Origin of the sequence: Pseudoalteromonas sp. CnMc7-15, from assembly GCF_022347925.1 — a bacterium.
Lineage (GTDB): Bacteria > Pseudomonadota > Gammaproteobacteria > Enterobacterales > Alteromonadaceae > Pseudoalteromonas > Pseudoalteromonas ruthenica.
The window spans coordinates 198,929-221,152 of the sequence record NZ_JAKRFT010000004.1; the positions used below are offsets into that span (position 1 = coordinate 198,929).

Here is a 22,224-nt window from a genome sequence, read left to right on the forward strand (position 1 = left end):
CTTGGGGAAAGGAAAAGCCCCAAACTGTGTTGGGGCTATTGGTTTTTACTCTTTGTCGTCAGAGTTCGGCTTATCGACGTTATTATCGTCTTGTGCCGTTGCTTCATCGGCCAGCTCACCTTGCGATTTAGCTTTGGCATCTGCCGGAGGCTTCTGATCGTGGGCATCACGTGGTGGACGCACCTCGCGACGCTCCATCAAATCATCGATTTGCAGCGCATCAATGGTCTCATACTTCATCAATGCGTCTTTCATGGCATGCAGGATATCAATGTTATCACGCAAGATTTGCTCTGCACGCTCGTAGTTTCTATCTGAGATATCACGTACTTCTGAATCAATCAGTTTGGCTGTGTCATCAGACATGCTGGCACTGCGTGATGAGCCTCGGCCCATAAACACTTCGCCTTCTTCTTCAGCGTACAGTAGCGGGCCCATTTTCGCGCTTAAGCCCCACTGCGTCACCATCTTACGGGCAATTTCAGTGGCCCGCTCAATGTCGTTACTCGCACCTGTTGTCACTTTCTCATCGCCATAAATAATGGCTTCAGCAATACGGCCGCCGTACAAGCTAGAAATCATTGATTCCAAGTGCTCTTTCGAGTGGCTCACTCGGTCTTGCTCTGGCAAGTACATGGTGACACCTAAGGCACGACCACGTGGAATGATTGACACTTTGTACACTGGGTCGTGCTCTGGCACGATACGCCCAACAATAGCGTGACCGGCTTCGTGATACGCGGTCATCTCTTTTTCTTCCTCAGACATTACCATCGATTTGCGCTCTGCGCCCATCATGATTTTATCTTTGGCGGCATCAAATTCAGCCATGCTCACAACACGCTTGTTACCACGAGCAGCGAATAGTGCAGCTTCGTTCACAAGGTTGGCTAAGTCAGCACCAGAGAAACCAGGCGTTCCTCGAGCAATCACCGAAGCTTCAACATTATCGGCCAATGGCACTTTTCGCATGTGCACTTTTAAGATCTGCTCACGACCGCGAATATCTGGTAAACCAACGACCACCTGACGGTCAAAGCGACCTGGGCGAAGTAATGCAGGGTCCAGTACATCCGGACGGTTGGTTGCAGCAATAACGATAATACCCTCGTTACCTTCAAAACCATCCATTTCTACCAGCATTTGGTTCAAGGTTTGCTCACGTTCATCGTGACCACCACCCATACCAGCACCCCGTTGGCGACCTACGGCGTCAATCTCATCAATAAAGATGATGCAAGGAGCGGCTTTTTTCGCTTGCTCAAACATGTCGCGAACCCGGGATGCACCCACGCCCACGAACATTTCAACAAAGTCAGAACCTGAAATTGTAAAAAACGGCACTTTCGCTTCACCAGCAACAGCTTTAGCGAGCAAGGTTTTACCTGTACCAGGAGGGCCTACCATGAGTACGCCCTTAGGAATACTGCCGCCCAATTTTTGGAACTTGGATGGGTCGCGCAAGAAATCCACTAGCTCGGTAACGTCCTCTTTGGCTTCATCGCAACCAGCAACGTCAGCGAAAGTGGTCTTAACCTGGTCTTCGCTCATTAAACGAGCCTTACTTTTGCCAAAGGACATCGCGCCTTTGCCGCCACCACCTTGCATTTGTCGCATGAAGAATATCCATACGCCAATAAGCAGTAACATTGGGAACCAGGAAATGAAAATGCTTGCCAGTAAGGACTGCTCTTCAGGTTGAACACCTTTTACGTTGACATCATTTTTGAGTAAGTCATTGATAAGGTCTTCGTCATACATAGGCATGGTTGTTTGAAAACGCTCACCACTGGTTTTAACTCCAGTGATTGCGCCTGTTCCACGGTCTATCACGACTTCGCGCAACGAACCGCTGCGTACATCCTTGACGAATTGTGTGTAACTCGTTTGCCTGTCTAAATTGTCGGAGCCGTTAAAGCTTTGAAAAACCGACATCAAAACAACGGCAATAACCAGCCATAGTATTAAATTCTTTGCCATATCACTCAAGGTGTTAACCTCTTGTATCCAAATTAATTAAATTCAACTTTTCCCGACAACTGTACTACAGTTTGTAGCCCGTAGCTACTACATATACCTCACGGGAACGTGGGCGTGACGCATCGGGTTTACGTATTTTTACAGTGCGAAAGCTGTCACGAACGTCTTTTACAAACTGATCAAAGCCCTCGCCTTGGAACACTTTAACCGCAAAGGCGCCGTTTTTCTTTAGCACTTGGTGGCACATATCCAGTGCCAACTCTACCAGATACATGCTTCCCGCTTGGTCGGTACTCATATTACCACTCATATTCGGGGCCATATCCGAGAACACCACATCGACGTTCTGCCCATCTATACGCTCGAGCAACGCATTTAGCACAGCCTCTTCGCGAAAATCGCCTTGTAAAAAGTCGACCCCAGCCAAAGAGTCCATAGGCAGGATATCACAGGCGATAACCTGACCATTGTCGCCAACCTTCTGCGCCAAGTACTGTGACCAACTTCCTGGGGCCGCGCCTAAATCGACGACCGCCATGCCGGGTTTAAGTAATTTGTCTTTATTTTGGATTTCATCAAGTTTGAAAACCGCGCGCGACCGCCACCCTTGCTTTTGCGCTTCATGCACATAATGGTCGTCGAAATGCTCTTTCAACCATCGCTGGGAGCTCGCCGAGTGCTTCTTATTCGCCATAAATTAACACGCAACTAAAATAGTAATATCTGCTAGATGGCGTTAGAATACCGATAATTCAAGCTCGAATCAGCAAAATTTGAAAATCTATGAAACTATCGAATAAACAGAAGCAATACCTAAAAAGCCTCGCACACCCACTTAAGCCAGTGGTTTTGTTGGGTGCTAACGGCCTGACCGAAGGGGTGATTGCCGAAATCGACAGTGCTTTGGACATCCATGAGCTCATTAAGGTTAGAGTGCCAACCAGTGATAGAGAAACTAAAGCACTTATTTTTGATGCCATCATCCGTGAAACGGGTGCCTACAAAGTGCAAAGCATTGGTCATATTTTAACTATTTATCGCCAAAGCGAAGAGCGTAAAATTCAGCTACCTCGCGGGTAGTCACGAACGCTTGTAAAAAAGGTCGGCTCATGCCGACCTTTTTTAGTTTCAACGCCCACTTTTATGCCGGTTGTGACATCGCCAGCAACTGATCAATAAATTGCGTGGTCAACTCGTTAATTAAACCTGTTTCGGCATTCAGCAGCAGACTAAAACCGACATTTAAACGGGGGATGACAACGATATCGGTGCGATAACCCTGCACCCAACCGCTATGATAAAAGATGGTCTCATCATCATAATCATAGATACGCCAACCCAGGCCATAATGTGCCTCATTTACATGTTTTCGCCACACGCGACGATAGCGCTCCTTTTTGGTCACCGTGTAAGGACGCACTTGTGCCTGTAACGCCTCAGGCGGCAGCACACTGGGGTACATACCAAGCTGTGCTTTAAGCCACTGCACCATATCTGCGGCGCTGGCATTGACGCCTGCCGCTGGGGAGACCTTGTAGTAATTTTTCTTTAACCGCGCCGTATGCCAACGTTTTCGCCCGCGCACATGGGGATAAGCAAAGTTTTCATCCCGCACCATACCCTCATAACCAATACTGGCATGGCGCATACGTAACGGTTTAAATATAAACTCTTGCATCCATGTTTCGTACTCTAAGCCGCTGGCATTACGAATCACATCGCCGACCATAGCAAACATTACATTTTGATACCCGTAGCACTGCCCTGGTGTGCATAATGGCTCAACTTTCAATAACTTTGAGACGATATCCGGATAGTCCATGCGTGACTCAATAAGGTTATCATAGGCGTTAGGCACTAATCCGCTGGAGTGACTTAATAGATGCGCGACTTTTAAATTGTCCCTATAAACGGTATCATTAAACGCGGGTAAATATTTTTGCACTGGTGCATCTAGATTAAGTACACCTTGCGCCGCCAGCTTAGCAGCTAACGAACCGGTAAATGTTTTTGAGACCGAGGCAAGTCGAAAACGGGTATTTACGTCCACTTGTCGGCCTTTTCTTATTTTTGTTTTACCAAATCCTAAGGCGATGGAAGGAAAGTCAGGGTGAACAATAGAAAGCGCGGCCCCGGGCACTTTTTTTTGCTCCAGTTGACGCTCTAAGCTCGCCACATAATTATCAACAAACCGGTGCCATTGTTTAGCATCGGTTGCCTCGGTGAACGGTGGCTGTTGTTCAGCATAAGAAAATGCACTAAACGCAGCAACAAAGAGAATAACTAAGAACTTCATTTTCATTATTATAGTTATGGCAATGCTGAATCATAATCGCAGAATAATATCATGAAGTTTACAGTAAACTCACGTACAATGCTGCGGTTCAACTTGCTGGGATATGAGTGAATGAGTGTAATTGAGAGTTATGGCACTATGAACAAGCATTTATTAGTAACTGCCTTTAGCGCGTCAGTGCTATTGGCCAGTGGTTGCACCACTATGGAAACGACCTTGGCACCGGCCCCTGAAAAAGTACGGATGCCAATTAAACCAAGCCTAAGTGAGCGCACCTACATACTCGAGTATCAATACGCGCACCAAGCGCCGCGTGTAAAATCAGTGCAATTGCCCGCACACCCTATTACACGAGGCCAAAGTGTGGTCATCGAAAGTGAACAGGTGGCATTAACTGAGCGCCTGCGTAACCGCCTAGTGGCTATTTTAAATGATAAGCAACTAACGGTGATCAGTGACCGCAAGCAAGCCGATTATGTATTAAGCATAAACCAGCTAGACATCAGTGAAACCGAAAGTATCGAATATCAACTTGCTAACGCCACCGTATTTGGCGAAAGTGATTTGGCGCAGCAGTTTACCACCAAACAGTGCAGCAATATTCTTGGCTCTGTGAGCATGAAGCTTTCCCATCAAAGCTCTCAAGATGTTGTATGGTTTGCTAAATCGTCAATAGACACCGCTAGCTTCCAACGTAACCCCCTGCGCTATAAGCTGGTAATGTCTGATCACATAGAAAACCTTGAGCAAGTGCAACAGTTTGTAAATACTCACAATGCACCCGATGCGATGCAAAAACGAGGGGCTCAGCCAGCACCGCAAGCACCTCAATACATAGTACGCACTAAAAGTTCAGGCTTAAGTAAAATAGCAGGAGCCTGTGAGCAAGCTGAAGTCAGTGCTTTAGTCCCTGATTTACATTACTATTTAAGTGGTATTTTGCTAGAGAAGATCAACGTAAACTAGTCTCCTTTGGTCACGCATGGCACCTTGCTGCCATGCTACATTTTCTTACAGACTTGGCCGCTGGGGATCGGTACACTGGAAAATAAAAAACCATTACCACTATGCGCGCCTTAATCTCCCTCATTATTTTACTTGTTAGTTTTGCTGTCTCTGCGAGTAACCGCTATTACTCAGATAATCGTCTTGAACCACAACAGGGTTTTAACTGGGACTGGAGCGTAGGTCTGGGCTACTACGTCGAGGACTCGTACCTTATCGGCTTGGACTCTTATGATGATGGCCTTGAACCCAATATTAACTTAGTGCTCAGCTACGATAAGTTTTACCTCGACGTCGACAATAGCCAACTCAGTGGTGGCATGGTCATTGGCTATTCACTCATCGATAAATATGACTGGGGCTTGGATATTCTTGGCACCAATGTGCAATCCGGTTTTGATGAAACAGGCTTAAAGTTATACGACCGAGATGTGATAGATGCCCTCGCGGGTATCGACCGACGTCACTATGATTTTGACATGGGTATTAGACTATCGCGGCGCTTTGAGAGCAGCCAATTATCTTTTGAGTTACTTCATGATGTTACTGATACCCACAACGACTGGGTATTTACCACGTTTCTATCGAGCATTCAGCAGTATCGCAACTGGGAGTTTCGAGGCGGTTTAGGGTTTAACGTGTATGGTCGTGAGTTTAGCGATTATTACTTTGGTATCGATGAGCATGAAAGCACCGAATCTCGACCTTATTATAAGCCAGATATCGCCTATGCGGTCATGCTAGAGCTTCATGCTGAGCACCCACTATCACGGAATTGGGTATTCCTTGCAGGCTGGTTATCAACCTATTTCTCGGGTGAGATCAGTGACAGCCCTATCATTTCTCAATCATATCAGCATAAAGCCAAGGTAGGCGTGCGTTATGTGTTTTAGATTAGCCCTCGCCCTTGTCGGCACAACCGTGTTCCCGAGTGCGTCCTTAGCACAGCAAACCACGGTGCCAACGCACGCTTTATTGGCAACGCCCAATACTTGTGTTGCGCTGCGTCAAGGCCGCACCTGTTATTCTGATATCGAGTTGCAATGGCAAGTAGCCAATGACGCAGCTTACTGCATCCGTGAACAAACCAAACAGCAGCCTCTGCATTGCTGGCAAGGACAGCGTCAAGGCTATATTATCGTCGATTTTGCCAGCCCTAAAGCCGTGCGCTTCGAACTCTTTCCAAGAGCATCAGGCGAGACCATTGCTGACACCGAAGTGCGAGTGCAGTGGGTTTATACCAATGGACAGAAAAAACGTCGCTGGAGATTATTTTAGATGCAGCAATCACCCCATATTCTTGTTGTTGAAGACGACCTTTCTCTGAGCGAGTGGATGCAAGACTTCCTAAGCCAAAATGGCTATCAGGTTGGCTGCTGTGGTAACGGCAAGGAAGTAGAAGGCTATGTACAAAGTCATCACCCTGATTTGGTGTTACTCGATGTCATGCTTCCAGGAATGGATGGCATAAGTGTCTGTACACGCTTACGGCAATTTTATCAGCAGCCGATTATTATGTTGACTGCGCGCGATAATGAATTAGATGAAGTCATCGGCCTTGAGGTGGGTGCTAGCGACTATATCGCCAAGCCGGTACGCCCTCGAGTTCTGCTCGCTCGAATTAAAGCGGCGTTACGCCCAGGCAGCGACGAACAACCGCCCAAAAAAGAACGCGAGAGCATTCAAGTGGGCGGTCTGAGAATCGATACTGAAGCGCGACGCGTCAGTTTTAACAATAACGAGGTGGCACTGTCGAATGCCGAATTTGCCTTGCTCTGTTACCTTGCCCAGCATGCCGGTGAAGTGGTAGACAGAGATTCCGTGTTTCGTGCCGTTAAGGGACGAGAATACGATGGCCTTGACCGCAGTATTGATGTGGTGGTCTCGGCGCTGCGCAAACACTTTAATGACAATGGCAACAAGCCGCAGCGTATTAAAACCATATGGGGCAAAGGGTACTTGTTAGTGAAGGATGCGTGGAGTTAGCTCCTAATCATGCGTTTATATGAAAAAACTGTACTTATCTTTGTTGTGCACAGCGTTAATTTCTGTGGTGTTGCTAAGCTGGCTTATCGACAGCTTCGCTAGTGGCCCAACGCAACAGGATGACTTCACACAACAACGAAAAGTGCTTGCTGGAATGGTCTCTTACCTTAGTGAGTACAAGGCGAAAAATCAGCAACAAGGATTGGATACGCTAAACCAACACTTCAAACTCGATATCGGTCTTGAGAATAACGCCACGTTAGCCCTTCCCCCTTCTTTAATCACCCAGCTGTATAGTAATTCTGGATTGGTACTTGCGGATAACCAGGGCCTTTATTTAGTGCGCGCTGCCGACAGCTTGCATGGGAAGCACCTCACCATGCGCCTACCCAAACCCAAAGCAGCGGATCATGACTTGCTACTCACAGTGTTATTCTACACCGGGGTCAGTTTGTGTATGTGGCTCCCTCTTATCCCCCTCACCCGCCGTATTAGTGTGCTCTCTAATGTAACCCAGCAGTTTGCTGACGGTCATTTAGAAAAACGTATTAGCGCCAGCCGCTGGAGCTATACCACACAATTAGAACGACGCTTTAATGCCATGGCGGAGCAAATTAATGCGTTACTGGATGAGAATAAACTGATGGCGTCGAGCCTCTCTCATGACATTCGTACACCCATTGCCTGCCTGCGCTTTGGCTTGGATGCGGCAATTGAAAGTGACGAGAAAGGCGCGCAACAGCGCTACCTCCAGCGTATGGAAAAAGATTTAGACACCATGGAGTCGATGCTAAACAGCTACCTGAGCTACGCGGCTCTGCAACAGCAAACTCAACAATTAACCTATAGCCAAACAAGCGCGTCGCTCTACTTGTACGATATTTGCGAGCAATTACAAGCGCAAGCGAAGGCCAATGGGCAACATATTGAGGTACGCTGCTCAAATGCATTAAAAATAAACGCCGATCTGCACTGGCTAGCGCGAGCATTAATTAATATTTTGAGTAATGCCCTTCGCTATGCACACCAATCAGTAACCGTTTGTGCAAATATTGACGGTCACTTTCTAGCGATTACGATTGAAGATGATGGCCCCGGGATCCCTCAGGCAGAACGTGCGGCGATATTAAAACCTTTCTATCAAAGCGCCAAACACCGCTCTGCGCAGGGTTATGGATTAGGCTTGGCCATATGTCAAAAAGTCATGGTCTGGCATCACGGCTACTTAGAAGTGAGTGAATCAAATTCTTTAGGTGGGGCGAAATTCACCCTTAAATTACCTCTGTAACCTTCAATTTACATTCCCTACACTGAATCACACTTGGTCGCAAATAAGCTCAAACAGCGAGATTACGGCCCTTTATGATAGGCGACCTTTTTTCTATGTACAGCGCGCTTTACCCTGCTATACGGGCAATAAATGCCCCCGTGAGCTTTTTATTTCATGGAAATTACAGTAGATTGGGAGCGCCGTTCACCTACAGAGAAATATAATAATATGAGTGCGTCGCGTGGGGAGTTTAGCTCCCGTTTTGGTTTTATAATGGCCGCTGCTGGCTCAGCGGTCGGACTCGGTAATATTTGGGGCTTCCCCACCCAAACAGCCTCCAATGGCGGGGCTGCTTTTGTATTGGCTTATTTAGTATTGGCGTTTTGCTTAGCCTATCCCGCACTGATGGCGGAATTGGTCGTTGGTCGCTATGGTCAGGCCAATGCGGTGGCGTCGCTTAAGAAAGTGTCGAACCATCGCTGGCAACATCCCTTGGCCTTTATTGTTGGCTTTGGTGGCATCATTTGTGCGGGGTTAATTTTAAGCTTTTACGCCATAGTGGCGGGTTGGATGATCAGCTTCACTGCTGAGCCGGTAGCGCAACTAGCCGGGCAGAGCGAGGCTGCCAATTGGCTGACTAGCCAGTCACTGTCACGCAACTTACTCTTTGCAGGCGGCTTTATTCTACTGACCGTGATGATCATTAGTAAGGGCGTTGAAAATGGCATTGAAAAGTGGTCAAAACGATTGATGCCAGCGTTACTAGCGATTTTATTCGCTCTGATCGCCTACGTAATGAGCCAAGAAGGCGCGACACAAGGATTAAAGAACTACTTGCTGCCTGACTTTTCTGCGCTATTTGAACCGGCGCTGTTAGTCAGTGCTTTAGGCCAAGCATTCTTCTCACTGTCGTTGGGCACCAGTGTGATGATCATTTATGGCTCTTATATCTCTAAAAGCGAAAACCTCGTTACCCTAGGTGCATCGGTTACCTTAATTGACGTGTTTATTGCCTTTGTCGCTGGCCTTTTGATAATCCCGGCGATGTACGTAGCACAAGCCCAAGGTGTTGAAATATTTGATGCCTCTGGCAAGTTACTTTCTGAAGACACACTGGTTTTTCAAGTGTTACCGGCACTTTTTGATTCCATGGGAAGTGCGGGGCTGTATGTGGGTTTTGCCTTTTTCGCCTTGATGAGTATCGCCGCGCTAACCTCGTCTATTTCTATGCTTGAAGCACCTGTGTCTTATACCGTTGAGAAGTTTGGCCTTAACCGCCGTCCAGCAACCTGGGTGATCGGCGTACTGATTTGTTTAGTGAGCTTCACCATCATTTTCAACTTCGAGCAACTATTTGGCTTCGTGATTGCGCTAACAACGCGCTTCGGACAGCCTCTACTTGGACTTATGTGTTGTGTTTTTGTGGGATGGATTTGGCATCGAGCCTCGCTGCTCAAAGAAATTCAGTCTGGTTGCCCTGAGGCAGCGAATAGCTGGTTTTGGAAAATCTGGCCTTGGTATATCAAGTTCGTTTGCCCCATTTGTATTTCCTTGGTGTTTATCAACTCGCTGCGCTAAAAGCCTAGCTGGTCAGCCGCAATAAGTTACTGCGGCTGACTCCTCTTCTCAACAGTACATATCGCTTTATTTCGTCCTTGTGCTTTTGCTTGGTATAGGTTTTCATCTGCTTGTTTAATCATGCTGCGCCAGTCCTCAGGTGCAAATCCACAGGTGATGCCGCCAACAGAGACACTAACACGGTGATAGTCCGAGTGTTTATGAGGTAAGGCTAACGCCCTGACACCGGTGAGTACCCGCTCTGCGATAAGTTGTGCTCCGCTTGCATCGGTATGCGGCAAAATAACCGCGAACTCCTCCCCTCCTAAGCGGGTTACAAAGTCTGTCGAGCGCATTAAGCTGCGCGTGAGTACTTCAGCAATCTGTACCAACGCCGCATCCCCGGCGAGGTGGCCGTAGCTGTCGTTGTACTTTTTGAACCAGTCCACATCAATCAGCAAGGCCGATATTTCCGGTGTTTCATGGCGACTGGATAATTGCAGCATGGTGGACTCAAGGTAGCGGCGATTAAACACTTTTGTGAGTGAATCAACCATGGCCGCTTCTTTGTATTCATCGAGCATTTTCTTGTATTTTAAATGGTGCATTACTCGCTTGTACAAGGTCGTTAAGCTGTAGGGCTTACGCACAAAGTCACTGCACCCAGCATCCCAAAAATCAACTTCGCGCTGGGCATGCTCCTCACTGCTTACCATTAATACCGGAATATCATCAAAACGGCTGTGCTCTCGAATTCGCTGACATAAAACAATACCGTCCATGCCTTGCAAATTAAATTCGGTGATCACGATATGCGGGGCAATGTCCATAAGTAAGCCGCAGCGCAGCTTCACCATCACGGCAGCGCTTAACATTGAAATGAGGGGATAACACCTCCCGCAGTAAATCAAAGTCGGCATCGTTGTCTTCGACTATTAAGACAGTGCTATCGTCGATAGCTTCTCTTAGGTGTTCTTCGACCTCTTCAGTATCCGGTTCCATCGGGGTGTTTGTTGCACTCAAGTCGCCCTCCATTGAGTCACTGGCGTTGTAATGCCCAGCCGGTGGCTTGTCATCTGCTAGTTACTTTTATTCCCTAAAGGTAGGTGATATGAGCCATTAAGCAACTTTAGCGGGCGCTACCTAAAAGTGGCGGGGTTAGCGCTTATACAAATACATATCCTGATGCTCAATGCCGTCTTCCAGATAAGGCGACCCACGCGTCACAAACCCCAATTGCTGATAAAAGCCAAGTAAATAGGTCTGCGCACTTAACATCACCGGACGTTCACTAAAAAACTGCTCACACACGCCTAAAGCATGCTCCATTAAACGCTGGGCTACCCCTTGTCCTCGTGCATGGGGCAGCACGAGTACGCGTCCGATAGCGACACTTTCTGACTTGTCGATACAACGCGCATAAGCACACAACTGATTGTTCTGATACCCTAAAATATGTTTGCTCTTGGCATCAATATCGCCATCGTCTAGCTCTGGGTAGGGGCAGTTCTGCTCGACGACAAAAACATCAACACGAGCACGCATCAAAGTAAATAATTCGGTGGTTGTCAGCTCATCAAAGCCTTTACATAGCCAGTGTATCGTCATACTCATATCCCATTAAAAAAGCCCAGCGGTGCTGGGCTTAACGCTTTGTTGTTCTGCTAACTTAGTGAATTAAGCGCTCTAATTGGTCGCAGATCTGCGATAAATTCACGTGATCGTGCTCGATGGTCAAATCAATGTACCCGTCGGAGCGAAACGCGCGATCTAGCTCAATTAAAACATGCGTTTTATGTGCTTCGGGGACAAACGATAACTCCACCTCTTGAATGCCAAACATGCCGCCGCTTTGCGGTCGATACTCAAGTTCTTGATAGCATCCCGAGGTAGAATGGAAGCTCGGTGCGCGCAAATAGCCTTTTTCAACATCGGCTTTCATTAACCTAAAGCCCAGCCTATCCATTGCCTGCATACAGGCTTTAACAGCTTCGTTAGGGTAAATATGCAACGGATCGCGATCGCTGGCGTCAATGGCCAAATCGATATTTAAACCTGTTTGAATCCATACATGGGTTTGGTTGTAACCGGCGATAAATTCGGTGATCGGAGTTTCAGAATGCAATCGTGCTTCAAACGGAATACGTTTTTCTTCACCAGGTTGTAAGGTCAGCTTCTCGCCCACACGCCACTTTTCAATAATATGATTCGTAAAGTAATCGCCATCATCTGACTCTACTTTTACGCGGGTCATCAAGGCCAATTCCAAACCAGAAATATCTTGTTCTACATCACCCCCTTTTATAATGATTTCGGCATGAAACTTTTGCCCGGGGTGTAAATGCTCAGTTTGTAGTACCGTATCGACTTTGGCGGCACCAATTCCTACAGAGGCCAGGATTTTTTTAAACATCACTTCTCCTGTTAATGAATCCTTTATTGCATCTTAACCACAATTGCGCACCCTTGTCAGTGAAAACTTATGCAAACCATAAAAAAACTTCAATCAGGGTTAAAGCGAGAGGAAATGGGCCCTGGCATACATAGTATTTTCAATAACTTCTACAATTAGTTACACTGATTACACCTGCACTAAGATAACACTTTTATGGAACTGATCTTTTTTGCCGTTGCCTTTGTTTGTGGTTTTGCCGCCTATCAAGTAAAACTTCCTCCCATGGTCGGCTTTTTGGTAGCCGGATTTGTCTTACATATGGCTGGCTATAAAACCACTGCATTATTGGATCAAATCGCCGCGCTGGGGATCACCCTATTGTTGTTTAGCATAGGCTTGAAGCTCAAAGTGTCGAGCCTGATGAAAGTACAAGTGTGGCTCCCCGCCAGTGCCCACATTATTATTAGTACCGCATTGTTTTGTGGCTTTTTGCTACTACTCGGGGTGTTCGCCCTGCCCCTCTTTATCGACCTGAACTGGCAAACCGCATTATTGCTTGGCTTTGCGTTTAGTTTCTCCAGTACCGTTTTTGCCGTTAAAGTGCTTGAAGATCGCGGTGAGATGTCGAGCCTCCATGGTAAAATATCCATCGGCATCTTGGTCATGCAAGACATCTTCGCGGTGCTATTTTTAGTAGCCAGTACTGGCAAATTACCCAATTACTGGGCGATTGCCCTGGTGGTATTGTTGCCACTGATGCGCCCAGTCATGTTTTGGATATTGAACCGCTCCAAACACGGCGAACTACTGCCCCTATTTGGCTTCTTTTTCGCACTTGTCGCCGGTTATCAAGCTTTTGAATTTGCAGGCATCAAAGGCGATTTAGGCGCCCTAATCTTAGGAATGATGTTTGCCAGCCACAAAAAAGCGGGGGAACTCGCTAAGTCATTACTGAGCTTTAAAGATATTCTTCTGGTTGGTTTTTTCTTGACCATAGGCCTTAATGCCGAGCTTACCGCCAGTGCATTGGTTGCAGCTATCTTGGTGGTCTCTGTGCTGGTCTTTAAAGTCGCGCTTTATTACGTGCTGACTAACGCTGTGCGCCTCCGTGCGCGTACTTCCCTTTTGAGTGCTTTTACGCTTGCCAACTACAGTGAGTTTGGCCTTATTGTCTGTGCGCTAGCCGCAAGCAGTGGTTGGCTGTCGTCACAATGGCTGGCCGTGGTTGCCACAGCAGTCGCCATTACCTTCGTGATTGCTTCACCGTTAAATGCCAGAGCCAATGATATCTATGTAAAAATAGAGCGTTGGCTACTGCCTTTTGAAAGTGACTCGCGGCTGCCAGAAGAGCTACCTGTGAATCTACACAATACCCGCATCGCTATTTTTGGCATGGGCCGCATAGGCACCGGTGCCTATGAGACTATAGCCCAGAGCTTCCCACAAGCGGTGGCGGGGATCGATATTAAACCCGAAGTGGTGGCTCGTCATGTCAAGCGCGGGCGTCGAGTGGTCACTGCCGATGCCACCGATCCTGATTTTTGGCAACGATTGAACCATGCGAAGGTGGAAATGGTGATGTTAGCCATGCCCAAGCACAATCAAAATATCTTCGCCTTAGAACAGTTACAAGCTTCGGGGTATGAGGGGCAAGTGACCGCCATTGCAAATTACCCAGATCAGCAAAAAGAGCTCGAGGAATTGGGCGTAAACTCTACTTACAACTTCTACCTTGAGGCCGGTAGTGGTTTCGCTGAGCATGTCAAAGAGAAAATTTCACTTTCTTAAATAATCCCGCTTTTAGGTAAGTGATAACGCGTTTTATTTAGTTATCACTTACTTATCAATTTTGTACCTTGTCACCAAGCTTGGAACGTTCCGAATACAGGTGTGGCGCTATTTACAAAGCTTTACACGGTTGTTGGTAATAACCGTAAAAAAAGGAGTAAACTAAGTCTATACAGTGATGTAAGTCACTATTTTTAACACAGAATTTAGCAAAGGCAACCAGATTACATTCGTTAATATGCAATTGCCGATGTGTGTAGGAGGTTGATTATGACCATCGACAATAAGCAAGCAACGCACAGCAAACTTGATAAGCAGCAAATGCGTGAATTGCAGTCGCAGCTCGACGATATTCAAGACTCAGGTGTGACTCCGGAATTTTTACGTTACGTACTATTCCAAAAAATGCTCGATGTCTATCAAGTGCCAAAAGATCATGCCCTGCGCGGTGACAGCACCCCAGAGCGCTTAGACGACCCGGCCTTGATCAATCATCTACATCAGTTAGGTTTTGCCAAGCGCAGCGCCTACCACTAACTACTTTCTGAGGGCCTACTCCCTCATTTAATAGGCTGGCAATGCCCGTCGCCAGCCTATTCCTCTACCTTACTTTTTATGCCACTGGCTTTTTCATCGCACCCGCTTTGCGCTTAGGTTTTAGGCTTGCGAAAGAATCGCGCACCGGCTTGGTGTAAATAGCCCAGATAGAATCATGCCCGGCATCGTATTGACCGACCCCTATAGTTACCTTGCCCACTTCATCGGCGCGAATGAGGGTACCAAATAACCGGTCCCATATGGCTAAGGCCGACCCTAGGTTAGTGTCGAAATGTTGCGGATTGTCGCTGTGATGAATCTGATGTTGCGCGGGACTAATCAACCATTTTTCAACATGGCGCCCCCAACTCAGCCACACATGCGAATGCCGCAAGTTTGACCCCATGGCATTAAAAGCGAACACAAAAATGTTAGCACCGAGAATGTCCACCATGGATAACTTAGTCCCGAATAGGTAGTAGCATACACCGACCACCATCCCTTGTGAGAGCGCCATACGGCAGGCATAAAGGTAACTCTCTAGCGGGTGAGAGCGATAAATGGTGAAAGGGGTCAGCACTTTAGCAGAATGGTGTACCTTGTGGTAATGCCACAAAAAAGGCACCTTGTGTAGTGCGTAATGCAGTAAAAACCGTGAAAAGTCATCGGCTAAAAACAGCAATACGGTAAAAATGATGACCACGCTGGTTTCACTCAACGGCATCGGCGCCCGTAAACCAAACGCGCCCTCTAATAACTCCGTTGTCGCCAGCGCCACTGGCACCATGGTCAAAATAATAGGCGTAAACAACAGCGCCTTAAGCACACGGTTGTAAATCCATAACTGATAGTCTTGGCGGGCACTGGGTGCCCACCAGATTTTTTTTGCGAACACATAGCGAAAAAAGCCACGTGTTGATTTCTTGCTCTTACGCAAGCCATAAGCAAGCGCAGCTAAGATAAGGGCCATGATGCTGTAACCAATAAAAATACGCTTATTGGCGTCAAATAGATAATCCGGCGTTTGCGCGATGCTTTGCCAAATAGTCTCTAGCATGGCCCGTCCCTCTTAGAACTGGTATTTATAACCAAGCGACAGCGTCCGTGGTTTACCCGGTCGCGCCCCATAAGGACGACGGCTGACGATGTTGTCTTGGTCAAACAGGTTATCGACCTTGGCATACACGCGGCCATATTGGCCAAGCTCATAATGAGCCGCGATATCAACCACGGTGGTTGCCGGCACTTCTTGACCCGCTAAGGCGACATCAAAGCCCTCGTAACCGACGCCTGCCGTTTCTGGCATATCGCTGACATACTTAATGAGCATATCAACCGCCCAATCTTTATGTGCCAACCCGATACTGAGCGTCGCTTGGTGCGTTGGCAAATAAGGCAGTCTATCGCCAGGGCGAATGTAACCCCACTGCACAAATTCAGAGAACAACGCTTGTTTGAACTCGCTTTGCGTATAGGTATAAGTCAAACTCATAGGAATATCGAGTTGCAGATTTAACGGATAGGTTTGAGCTATTTGCGACTCGACTCCCCACACATCCACCTCGCCACCGCTGAATTCTTGATCAAGCTGACCTTGGCTGCCGCAATTTGACTGGCCACAGCTTTCAATCAGGTTGGCGTAATCATTGAAGAAGCCGACCATTTCAAATTGGGTGATGCCGTCGTTATAACGACCACCAAATTCATAGTTCACGCTTTTTTCAAACTCGTCTTCGCCATCACGCACTGGCGCTGACGGGCTAGCAGGAACAAAGCCTTGGTGAACACCAAACAGCAAGCCGCTGTTATCATCTAACTGATAAAAGCCGCTGATCCCTGGCAACCATACACGGGTGGTTTTTTGTTGCCAATCATCAGCAAAACCCGACTTATCATTTTGATAGGTCATGTCCATCAACTCGCCGCGCACGCCAACACCTAAAGTTAGCTTATCGATGGTCACCTGATCTTCTATATACACCGACCAGGCATCGGTGCTTTCTGTGTTCTCGGTGGTGAACCGACGGGTCTCGGCGATGGCAGTATTAATGCCGTCAACCATGGCATAGGTGTCTTCATAGTGATTACGCTCAATCTCATCTTGGTGGAAACGAACCCCAAACGAGACTGTGTGCTGCAAGCCAAACAGCGGTACTTGCCAATCACCATCGAGCTGAATGCCTTGTGAGTAGTATTCACGGTCATTAGTGCCCATATTTAAAAAGTAATTGGTTTCACCAGCGAGCACAGAATCACGCTGGCCACTTAACACCTGATATTGACCAGCGAACTGCTCAGGGTTAGCCAAAATATCAGATAAGTTAGCATTGCTGTTAGACAGGCTATTTAGCTTTAACCAGGCGCGCTCATAATCGTTACGGTAAACCCGCGTTGTTAGGTTTACATCTTCAGCGCTTAACTGATAGGTAAACATCACTTGCGTATGCTTAGTATCCATTTGTGCCGGCTGAGATGCGGCATAACGGCGATAAGGGTTAGCCTTATAATCGGCGTCGGTCAGGCCTAAATAGGTCTCATCGGAGAGCTCATCGGCGTAAGAAAGCTTGACCTCAAAACGCTGGTCGAAACGCTGACCATCCAGCTGATAATCCACTTTGACCAGTAAATCGTCTTTATCAAAGCCGGTATCACCGCCGCCATCGAGCTCTTTAAAGCCATCGCTTTGTAAGTGCACCCCTTCGACTAAAAAGCCAAGGTTGCCTTGGCGGTCGCCATAATAAGCATGGGCTTTTTTGTAGCCATCTCCACCGGCAGATAAATCGACGCCACCAATACGATAATCTGGCACTTGGCGGCTAACCATATTCAGTGTTCCGGCCACAGTTTGTGGGCCGTATTTTATCGCCGCTGGCCCTTTAAAGACCTCCACCGCCGTCATCCGCGTGGTTAACGGGAAGTAGTAAGCGGCGGGCGCAGAATAAGGAGCCGGGCCAATCAACACCCCGTCTTCTAAAATGGTGATCTTCTTACTACGCTCTGGCGTCACCCCACGAAAGCCGATATTCGGGCGCAAACCATAGCCGTCTTCTTCGCGTATGTTGACTCCGGGTACCTGTGATAGCACGCGGTGAATATCGTCAAATTCAAACTCTTCAAGCTGCGCTTCACCTATTAAGGTGGCCGAGCCTGCTTCGGTGCGCAGTTTGTCGTGGTGGCTAATAATTTGTATATGCTCGAGCTCTTTATCCGCAGCAAAAGCATTCAATCCAAATGCCGCAATACTCACGGCTAAGGCAAGTTTACTGTGTTTCATCATGATCCTTAATCGTTATCACCCGCCGAAGTGGTCGGCAACTCAAGTGCCAGCTCATTGATAAAGTCGTTCTTCAACTCATCGGTAATGGCTTTAACTTGGGTGTGCACTTCACGTACCTGCTCTTCGTTATCAAGTAATGCAGTGGCCAAATTACTTTCAATTGCCGCAATCGCCGCTTTAGTGTCACTGATCCCTTGTAGCATACGCTCCTTAGTGGCGCTTGCTTGCTCATCATCAAGGTAATCGTCGAAACCCACTAACGCGGGATCGCCCTGGCGTTGACCCACGACTAGGGCTTCAAAGGCGAGCAAGTTGGCCTTGATATTCGCCAATGAACTTTTTGCATCGAGGCTCTCTACATCCTGTGGGCACGCAGACGTACCACAGGAGTTAGGTAAAATCCCTATGGGCTCCGCCAACTTTTTATCTTTGACCACTTCGGTTAAATAAAACATTGCATCAGAGATGTGATTCAGGGCGCTATGGGCAGATTCAAACTGCGACCCGCTTTGCCCCGCTGATTTGAGCTCAGCAGCAAAGCCATTGTCGCCCTGCCATTTTTCCAACAGTTCAGTGCTGGAATTGTGCACATCCATCGCTGCGGTGACAGCATATTCACAGCGCGCCACTTTACGCGCCAGCACAGTGCGGCTATTCCAATCCGCTAAGGCATCATTGGCAACGCTACAATGGTGATCATACTGCTCATTAAAGAGCACATGTTGCAACGCAAAAAGACCCCGCCGTGTGGCGGTACGGGCACTGATATCGTATGGTCGCTCAGGGTCGTTATTAATGACGCCGTCTTGGTGGTACACCACATCTTGGTCAATGCCACAGCGACTAATTGCAGGCCACGAATAAATACGGTTACGCAGCTCGCCGTTGTTGGTCAAAAGCGGTCCCATTTGCATCATTTCCACCTGCTGCCAAGCGCCCATCGCATCTAACCATGCATCTTGGGCTTCAAGCATGGCCGTTTGCGCTTGCTCCGAGCTACTTTGTACGCTGGCTTTTTCTAACTCACAATAACTGGCAATCGCACTTTGCTGCGCTTGTGCTTGCTGATGAAATAAAGTAAACGCCGGGGTGATCACGTTATCAACTAAACTTGCCACCAGCGCCGCTTCATCAAAGCTGGTCGGCTCGGTCGGTGAGGTTGGCTCACCGCTGCCACTGTCATTAAAACCGGCGCCTTGCGAGCTTGAGGTGCTCTCACCACAGCCGCCTAGAGCGAATGCCACAGCGAGGGCCAGAGCGCCCTGCTTGAGGATTGCTTTTTTCATTCTACCTTCCCACTTGCTAGGTATCCCACTAGGGGATTTAAACGACAAAAAGGCTAGCATTAAGCCGAGGCCTAAAAGCTAACCTTTTATAATCTTTATGCTGGCCTTAGGCCATGCTGCTGAGCCTTACCAGTTGGCAACATTCTCAGCGTTGAAACCGTACACTTGTTGCATCAAGTCACGAGCTGTTTCTAGGTCAGCCTTGTATGCGGCAATGGCATCGGCGTCGCCTGTTACTGGTGCGTCACCAAATAGCGCATGTAATTCGGCGAACTTACCGGCATTGGCATCGTCATTAAAAGGAGAGAATGGGCTGAACTGGAAGTTCAAGGCAAAGCCTTTCATCTCACCAAAGTGCTTAGCTAAGTCGGCAAAGTTGTCGGCACTGTAGTCACCATCGCTAATTTCATCTAAATCAGCCATCGTATCGTTGATGTAGTGCACAACCGTAGCCGCAACCGCCTTTTCCCAATTGGCAACGGCGATATCACGGTGCGCCAATAACTCATCCATTTGCGCGTCGCTAAGCTCGCTGCCGACATTATCGTTGATGATTTTACGTCCACCGATAAAGGCGTTCATCGCTGCTGCGGTGAAATCCGTGGTCACTGTCGCGCCACGGTCACGCTTAGCGGCGTTCGTTGAGTTACCCCAGTTATACTCTGCAGCTAGGTCAATCTGACCATTGCTGTCGTAATCATTGTAACCATTAGCAAAACCATCACGGCCGCCCTTACCGGCGATTTCATCGTCGCTGTACTCTAGGTAGTTGCGCGCTGCACCGAAATAACCAAACCCTTCATCAAACTGGTGCTCAAGCGTGGTGTATAAACCACCGTCTTTTTGCGCCACGATGTTATCGGTGGTCAGACCCTCATCAAGGTAGTCATCAGTGCCTTGAGAGAACATCAATGCGCCTAGGGTATGCTTTTGAATAAGCTGATTGAGGTCAAGACCAGTTTCGGTAATGTACAACTTAGTGATTTGATTGCCCGCTGGGTCAACCAACAGCTCGCCTGCATTATATTTATCAATGTTTGCCGCTAGCAGGTCGAAATAATGAAACACTAACCCTTCAGGTGTTGCGGCCTGAGCACCAAATTCGCTCCATCCCACAAAGCTGCCGGCTGCAAGCCAGTCTTTATGCATTTTCGCTGCGTCTGCACCAGCGACTTTGCCGCTAAGCTCTTTACCTGATGAAGAGATTTGAGCAAAAGAGTTTTGCTCTGTCTCAATGCCATCAGCGAAGTTAAGGCTGCCGTCTTTGATGGCTTCATAGTCTCCCCACAATGCCATCAACTGCGCTTTTACTGCATCGCCGGTCAAGCTGTTAGTGGTTACAAAGTCACCAGTTAGTTGGCCAATGTAGTTTTTGATTTCTGCGCTTAAGGCATGGCGAGCGATCTGTCCGGTGTAGCTCACTGAAGAACCGCTTCCTAGTTTAGAATCGAACTCATAAAGGTTAACACCTGCTTCAGGGGCCACATCGGCAACCGTTACGGTTAATTCTTTTGCAAAGCTTAAACCACCCGCATCGGTCACTGTGACGCTTACGCTAACCTCAGTTTGCTGCTCGTAGTTCAGAGCAATACCGTCTTTAAGCTTGAGGGTATTACCGTCAACAATTTCAAAACGCGCTTCATCAGCGCTCAGCGTATAGGTAAAACCAGAATCAGCGTCATCAGTGGCACTCAACGCGCCTACTTCAGCGCCCACCAAATCGTCATTTACCGACGAGCTAGCCAAGCTGATGTCGGTAGGAGCTGTATTTGTTGGTTGTTCTGGGGTGGTGTTATCTGATGAATCTGATGAACCACCGCAGCCAGTTAAACCTAGGGTGGCAGCTAGCACGGCACTAGCAACTAGAGATTTACGCAATGTCATGTTGTTATCCCACTAAAGATGTGAATCATTCTCATTTTAATTGCTGTCATTATAGGGATACTCAAATAACAATCAATGGTATTTATAAGTTTTTTTAAAATCACAAATTAAAATAAATTAAACAGGTACGTAAGAAACCCGCTGAGGGCTCACACTGTTCACATCACCGATGTGAGCATACTTAATTAAGACGCGAATAAGCGCTGCGCGCACGAGCAATCGTATATAAAGGATAACAATCGGCGGATAAATTAGGATGAGCTGGCTATAGACATAAGCCGAAATGCTGGCTCAGCGCCAAGGGCGCCAAGCCATGTATGTCAGTGCTGCGCTGTTACACCACCTCCAGCGTGTCTGGTTTCTTACTAAAAAATAGCGTTAGCACAATAAGTGCCATTGGGAATAGCAGCAAATTCACGTAGGCAAACACCATCGTCAGCTGCAAAGTAGCAATAATGAGTAGCATGATTGCGAAGACTTTTAGCAAAACTTGATCACGAGCTGTCTCAACCAGCAAGATAAGCGCCAAGGCAATAGCGAAAACGCTGTACAGTAACAAGCAACCACCGGCAATAAATAGGGCAACAACCGCACTATTTGAAAACGTATCAGGCTGCATCTCTTGGCCTGTTATCGCAAAGAACAGATCAAAGAGTATGGTGGCGTGAAATATAGCGACAATACACGCCAAGATGATGAGCATTGTCCGCGCCAAGCGCAAACTCAAATGATTTTTTAATACTCTCGCCAGGGTCCAATAAATATAGATCTCAAGCGCACCAATCACCATAAACAAGGCATCGGACCAAGACAGACTATAAAGGTCTTGTTGAAATGCGGTGTCAAAGCCATCAAACGCGTGGCCATATAGGTTGCTCCAATATATTGGAAATAGAATCGCTAGCAATACCGTAGCGATAGCCGGGATAACGAGATCACGGTTTAACATATCTGCTCCTGAGA

General features: G+C 47.6%; 21 protein-coding genes. 9 read left to right on the forward strand and 12 right to left on the reverse strand.

Annotated features, from left to right (window positions below; translation table 11 throughout):
* Positions 1-45 precede the first annotated feature (45 nt).
* Positions 46-1,980, reverse strand: a complete 1,935-nt coding sequence (ftsH, locus tag MHM95_RS11345; RefSeq protein ID WP_022945705.1) for an ATP-dependent zinc metalloprotease FtsH — start codon at positions 1,978-1,980, stop codon at positions 46-48.
* A gap of 64 nt (positions 1,981-2,044) precedes the next feature.
* A complete protein-coding gene (rlmE, locus tag MHM95_RS11350; protein WP_022945706.1) occupies positions 2,045-2,674 on the reverse strand; it encodes a 23S rRNA (uridine(2552)-2'-O)-methyltransferase RlmE in 630 nt (209 codons plus the stop codon).
* Positions 2,675-2,763: 89 nt separating this feature from the next.
* Here rlmE and yhbY point away from each other — a divergent pair, with 89 nt between their 5' ends.
* Complete coding sequence (yhbY, locus tag MHM95_RS11355) at positions 2,764-3,060, forward strand: ribosome assembly RNA-binding protein YhbY (protein ID WP_022945707.1); 297 nt, start codon at positions 2,764-2,766, stop codon at positions 3,058-3,060.
* Between the two features lie 61 nt (positions 3,061-3,121).
* On the opposite strand, the gene MHM95_RS11360 is transcribed toward yhbY, so the two are convergent.
* Positions 3,122-4,276 (reverse strand): serine hydrolase domain-containing protein, encoded by a 1,155-nt coding sequence (locus MHM95_RS11360; protein ID WP_239385310.1) that lies wholly within the window; start codon positions 4,274-4,276, stop codon positions 3,122-3,124.
* 111 nt (positions 4,277-4,387) lie between these two features.
* On the opposite strand from MHM95_RS11360, the gene MHM95_RS11365 reads away from it, so the two are divergent.
* The 6 genes from MHM95_RS11365 (at position 4,388) to MHM95_RS11390 (ending at position 10,115) form a co-directional block, all read left to right on the forward strand.
* Positions 4,388-5,242, forward strand: coding sequence for a hypothetical protein (locus MHM95_RS11365; protein ID WP_138508823.1), 855 nt, complete (start codon positions 4,388-4,390; stop codon positions 5,240-5,242).
* A gap of 101 nt (positions 5,243-5,343) precedes the next feature.
* Entirely contained in the window at positions 5,344-6,174 is an 831-nt protein-coding gene (locus tag MHM95_RS11370; protein WP_239385311.1) for a MipA/OmpV family protein, read from the forward strand.
* Positions 6,164-6,559 carry a DUF3019 domain-containing protein gene (locus tag MHM95_RS11375; protein WP_239385312.1) on the forward strand — a complete coding sequence of 132 codons (396 nt, stop codon included), beginning with the start codon at positions 6,164-6,166 and terminating at the stop codon, positions 6,557-6,559. The genes MHM95_RS11370 and MHM95_RS11375 overlap by 11 nt, the downstream gene beginning before the upstream one ends.
* Complete coding sequence (locus MHM95_RS11380; RefSeq protein WP_239385313.1) at positions 6,560-7,267, forward strand: response regulator transcription factor; 708 nt, start codon at positions 6,560-6,562, stop codon at positions 7,265-7,267.
* A gap of 19 nt (positions 7,268-7,286) precedes the next feature.
* The gene (locus MHM95_RS11385) at positions 7,287-8,555 is read left to right on the forward strand and encodes an ATP-binding protein (protein WP_239385314.1); all 1,269 of its coding nucleotides are present in this window, start codon (positions 7,287-7,289) and stop codon (positions 8,553-8,555) included.
* 210 nt (positions 8,556-8,765) lie between these two features.
* Positions 8,766-10,115 carry a sodium-dependent transporter gene (locus MHM95_RS11390; protein ID WP_151172990.1) on the forward strand — a complete coding sequence of 450 codons (1,350 nt, stop codon included), beginning with the start codon at positions 8,766-8,768 and terminating at the stop codon, positions 10,113-10,115.
* 26 nt (positions 10,116-10,141) lie between these two features.
* Here the strand turns inward: MHM95_RS11390 and MHM95_RS11395 are convergent, their stop codons facing one another.
* The 4 genes from MHM95_RS11395 to MHM95_RS11410 all read right to left on the reverse strand — a co-directional run bounded on the left by MHM95_RS11395 (position 10,142) and on the right by MHM95_RS11410 (position 12,507).
* The gene (locus MHM95_RS11395; RefSeq protein WP_239385315.1) at positions 10,142-10,924 is read right to left on the reverse strand and encodes a diguanylate cyclase; all 783 of its coding nucleotides are present in this window, start codon (positions 10,922-10,924) and stop codon (positions 10,142-10,144) included.
* On the reverse strand, positions 10,887-11,117 hold the full coding sequence (locus tag MHM95_RS11400) for a hypothetical protein (protein WP_239385316.1): 231 nt from the start codon (positions 11,115-11,117) through the stop codon (positions 10,887-10,889). Before MHM95_RS11400 ends, MHM95_RS11395 begins: the two co-directional genes overlap by 38 nt.
* A 135-nt stretch (positions 11,118-11,252) precedes the next feature.
* Positions 11,253-11,696, reverse strand: a complete 444-nt coding sequence (locus tag MHM95_RS11405) for a GNAT family N-acetyltransferase (protein ID WP_239385452.1) — start codon at positions 11,694-11,696, stop codon at positions 11,253-11,255.
* 67 nt (positions 11,697-11,763) lie between these two features.
* A complete protein-coding gene (locus tag MHM95_RS11410; protein WP_022945717.1) occupies positions 11,764-12,507 on the reverse strand; it encodes a sporulation protein in 744 nt (247 codons plus the stop codon).
* A 195-nt stretch (positions 12,508-12,702) separates the two neighbouring features.
* On the opposite strand from MHM95_RS11410, the gene MHM95_RS11415 reads away from it, so the two are divergent.
* Both MHM95_RS11415 and MHM95_RS11420 read left to right on the forward strand, forming a co-directional pair.
* A complete protein-coding gene (locus tag MHM95_RS11415) occupies positions 12,703-14,277 on the forward strand; it encodes a cation:proton antiporter family protein (protein WP_045978168.1) in 1,575 nt (524 codons plus the stop codon).
* A 270-nt stretch (positions 14,278-14,547) separates the two neighbouring features.
* The gene (locus tag MHM95_RS11420) at positions 14,548-14,814 is read left to right on the forward strand and encodes a hypothetical protein (protein WP_022945719.1); all 267 of its coding nucleotides are present in this window, start codon (positions 14,548-14,550) and stop codon (positions 14,812-14,814) included.
* Positions 14,815-14,890: 76 nt separating this feature from the next.
* On the opposite strand, the gene MHM95_RS11425 is transcribed toward MHM95_RS11420, so the two are convergent.
* From MHM95_RS11425 to MHM95_RS11445, 5 genes are all read right to left on the reverse strand, one after another.
* A complete protein-coding gene (locus MHM95_RS11425) occupies positions 14,891-15,871 on the reverse strand; it encodes a sterol desaturase family protein (RefSeq protein ID WP_239385317.1) in 981 nt (326 codons plus the stop codon).
* 12 nt (positions 15,872-15,883) lie between these two features.
* Positions 15,884-18,088, reverse strand: a complete 2,205-nt coding sequence (locus tag MHM95_RS11430; protein ID WP_239385318.1) for a TonB-dependent receptor — start codon at positions 18,086-18,088, stop codon at positions 15,884-15,886.
* 8 nt (positions 18,089-18,096) lie between these two features.
* A complete protein-coding gene (locus MHM95_RS11435; protein WP_239385319.1) occupies positions 18,097-19,377 on the reverse strand; it encodes an imelysin family protein in 1,281 nt (426 codons plus the stop codon).
* A 126-nt stretch (positions 19,378-19,503) separates the two neighbouring features.
* On the reverse strand, positions 19,504-21,261 hold the full coding sequence (locus MHM95_RS11440) for a DUF4856 domain-containing protein (protein ID WP_239385320.1): 1,758 nt from the start codon (positions 21,259-21,261) through the stop codon (positions 19,504-19,506).
* 334 nt (positions 21,262-21,595) lie between these two features.
* Positions 21,596-22,210, reverse strand: coding sequence for a hypothetical protein (locus MHM95_RS11445; RefSeq protein WP_239385321.1), 615 nt, complete (start codon positions 22,208-22,210; stop codon positions 21,596-21,598).
* Between the last annotated feature and the right edge of the window lie 14 nt (positions 22,211-22,224).

Excerpts from the sequence above, each read along its gene's own strand:
- ftsH (WP_022945705.1), bottom strand. The coding sequence starts at position 1,980 with ATGGCAAAGAATTTAATACTATGGCTGGTTATTGCCGTTGTTTTGATG.
- rlmE (WP_022945706.1), bottom strand. The coding sequence starts at position 2,674 with ATGGCGAATAAGAAGCACTCGGCGAGCTCCCAGCGATGGTTGAAAGAG.
- yhbY (WP_022945707.1), top strand. The coding sequence starts at position 2,764 with ATGAAACTATCGAATAAACAGAAGCAATACCTAAAAAGCCTCGCACAC.
- MHM95_RS11360 (WP_239385310.1), bottom strand. The coding sequence starts at position 4,276 with ATGAAGTTCTTAGTTATTCTCTTTGTTGCTGCGTTTAGTGCATTTTCT.
- MHM95_RS11365 (WP_138508823.1), top strand. The coding sequence starts at position 4,388 with ATGAGTGTAATTGAGAGTTATGGCACTATGAACAAGCATTTATTAGTA.
- MHM95_RS11370 (WP_239385311.1), top strand. The coding sequence starts at position 5,344 with ATGCGCGCCTTAATCTCCCTCATTATTTTACTTGTTAGTTTTGCTGTC.
- MHM95_RS11375 (WP_239385312.1), top strand. The coding sequence starts at position 6,164 with ATGTGTTTTAGATTAGCCCTCGCCCTTGTCGGCACAACCGTGTTCCCG.
- MHM95_RS11380 (WP_239385313.1), top strand. The coding sequence starts at position 6,560 with ATGCAGCAATCACCCCATATTCTTGTTGTTGAAGACGACCTTTCTCTG.
- MHM95_RS11385 (WP_239385314.1), top strand. The coding sequence starts at position 7,287 with ATGAAAAAACTGTACTTATCTTTGTTGTGCACAGCGTTAATTTCTGTG.
- MHM95_RS11390 (WP_151172990.1), top strand. The coding sequence starts at position 8,766 with ATGAGTGCGTCGCGTGGGGAGTTTAGCTCCCGTTTTGGTTTTATAATG.
- MHM95_RS11395 (WP_239385315.1), bottom strand. The coding sequence starts at position 10,924 with ATGGACATTGCCCCGCATATCGTGATCACCGAATTTAATTTGCAAGGC.
- MHM95_RS11410 (WP_022945717.1), bottom strand. The coding sequence starts at position 12,507 with ATGTTTAAAAAAATCCTGGCCTCTGTAGGAATTGGTGCCGCCAAAGTC.
- MHM95_RS11415 (WP_045978168.1), top strand. The coding sequence starts at position 12,703 with ATGGAACTGATCTTTTTTGCCGTTGCCTTTGTTTGTGGTTTTGCCGCC.
- MHM95_RS11420 (WP_022945719.1), top strand. The coding sequence starts at position 14,548 with ATGACCATCGACAATAAGCAAGCAACGCACAGCAAACTTGATAAGCAG.
- MHM95_RS11425 (WP_239385317.1), bottom strand. The coding sequence starts at position 15,871 with ATGCTAGAGACTATTTGGCAAAGCATCGCGCAAACGCCGGATTATCTA.
- MHM95_RS11430 (WP_239385318.1), bottom strand. The coding sequence starts at position 18,088 with ATGAAACACAGTAAACTTGCCTTAGCCGTGAGTATTGCGGCATTTGGA.
- MHM95_RS11435 (WP_239385319.1), bottom strand. The coding sequence starts at position 19,377 with ATGAAAAAAGCAATCCTCAAGCAGGGCGCTCTGGCCCTCGCTGTGGCA.
- MHM95_RS11440 (WP_239385320.1), bottom strand. The coding sequence starts at position 21,261 with ATGACATTGCGTAAATCTCTAGTTGCTAGTGCCGTGCTAGCTGCCACC.
- MHM95_RS11445 (WP_239385321.1), bottom strand. The coding sequence starts at position 22,210 with ATGTTAAACCGTGATCTCGTTATCCCGGCTATCGCTACGGTATTGCTA.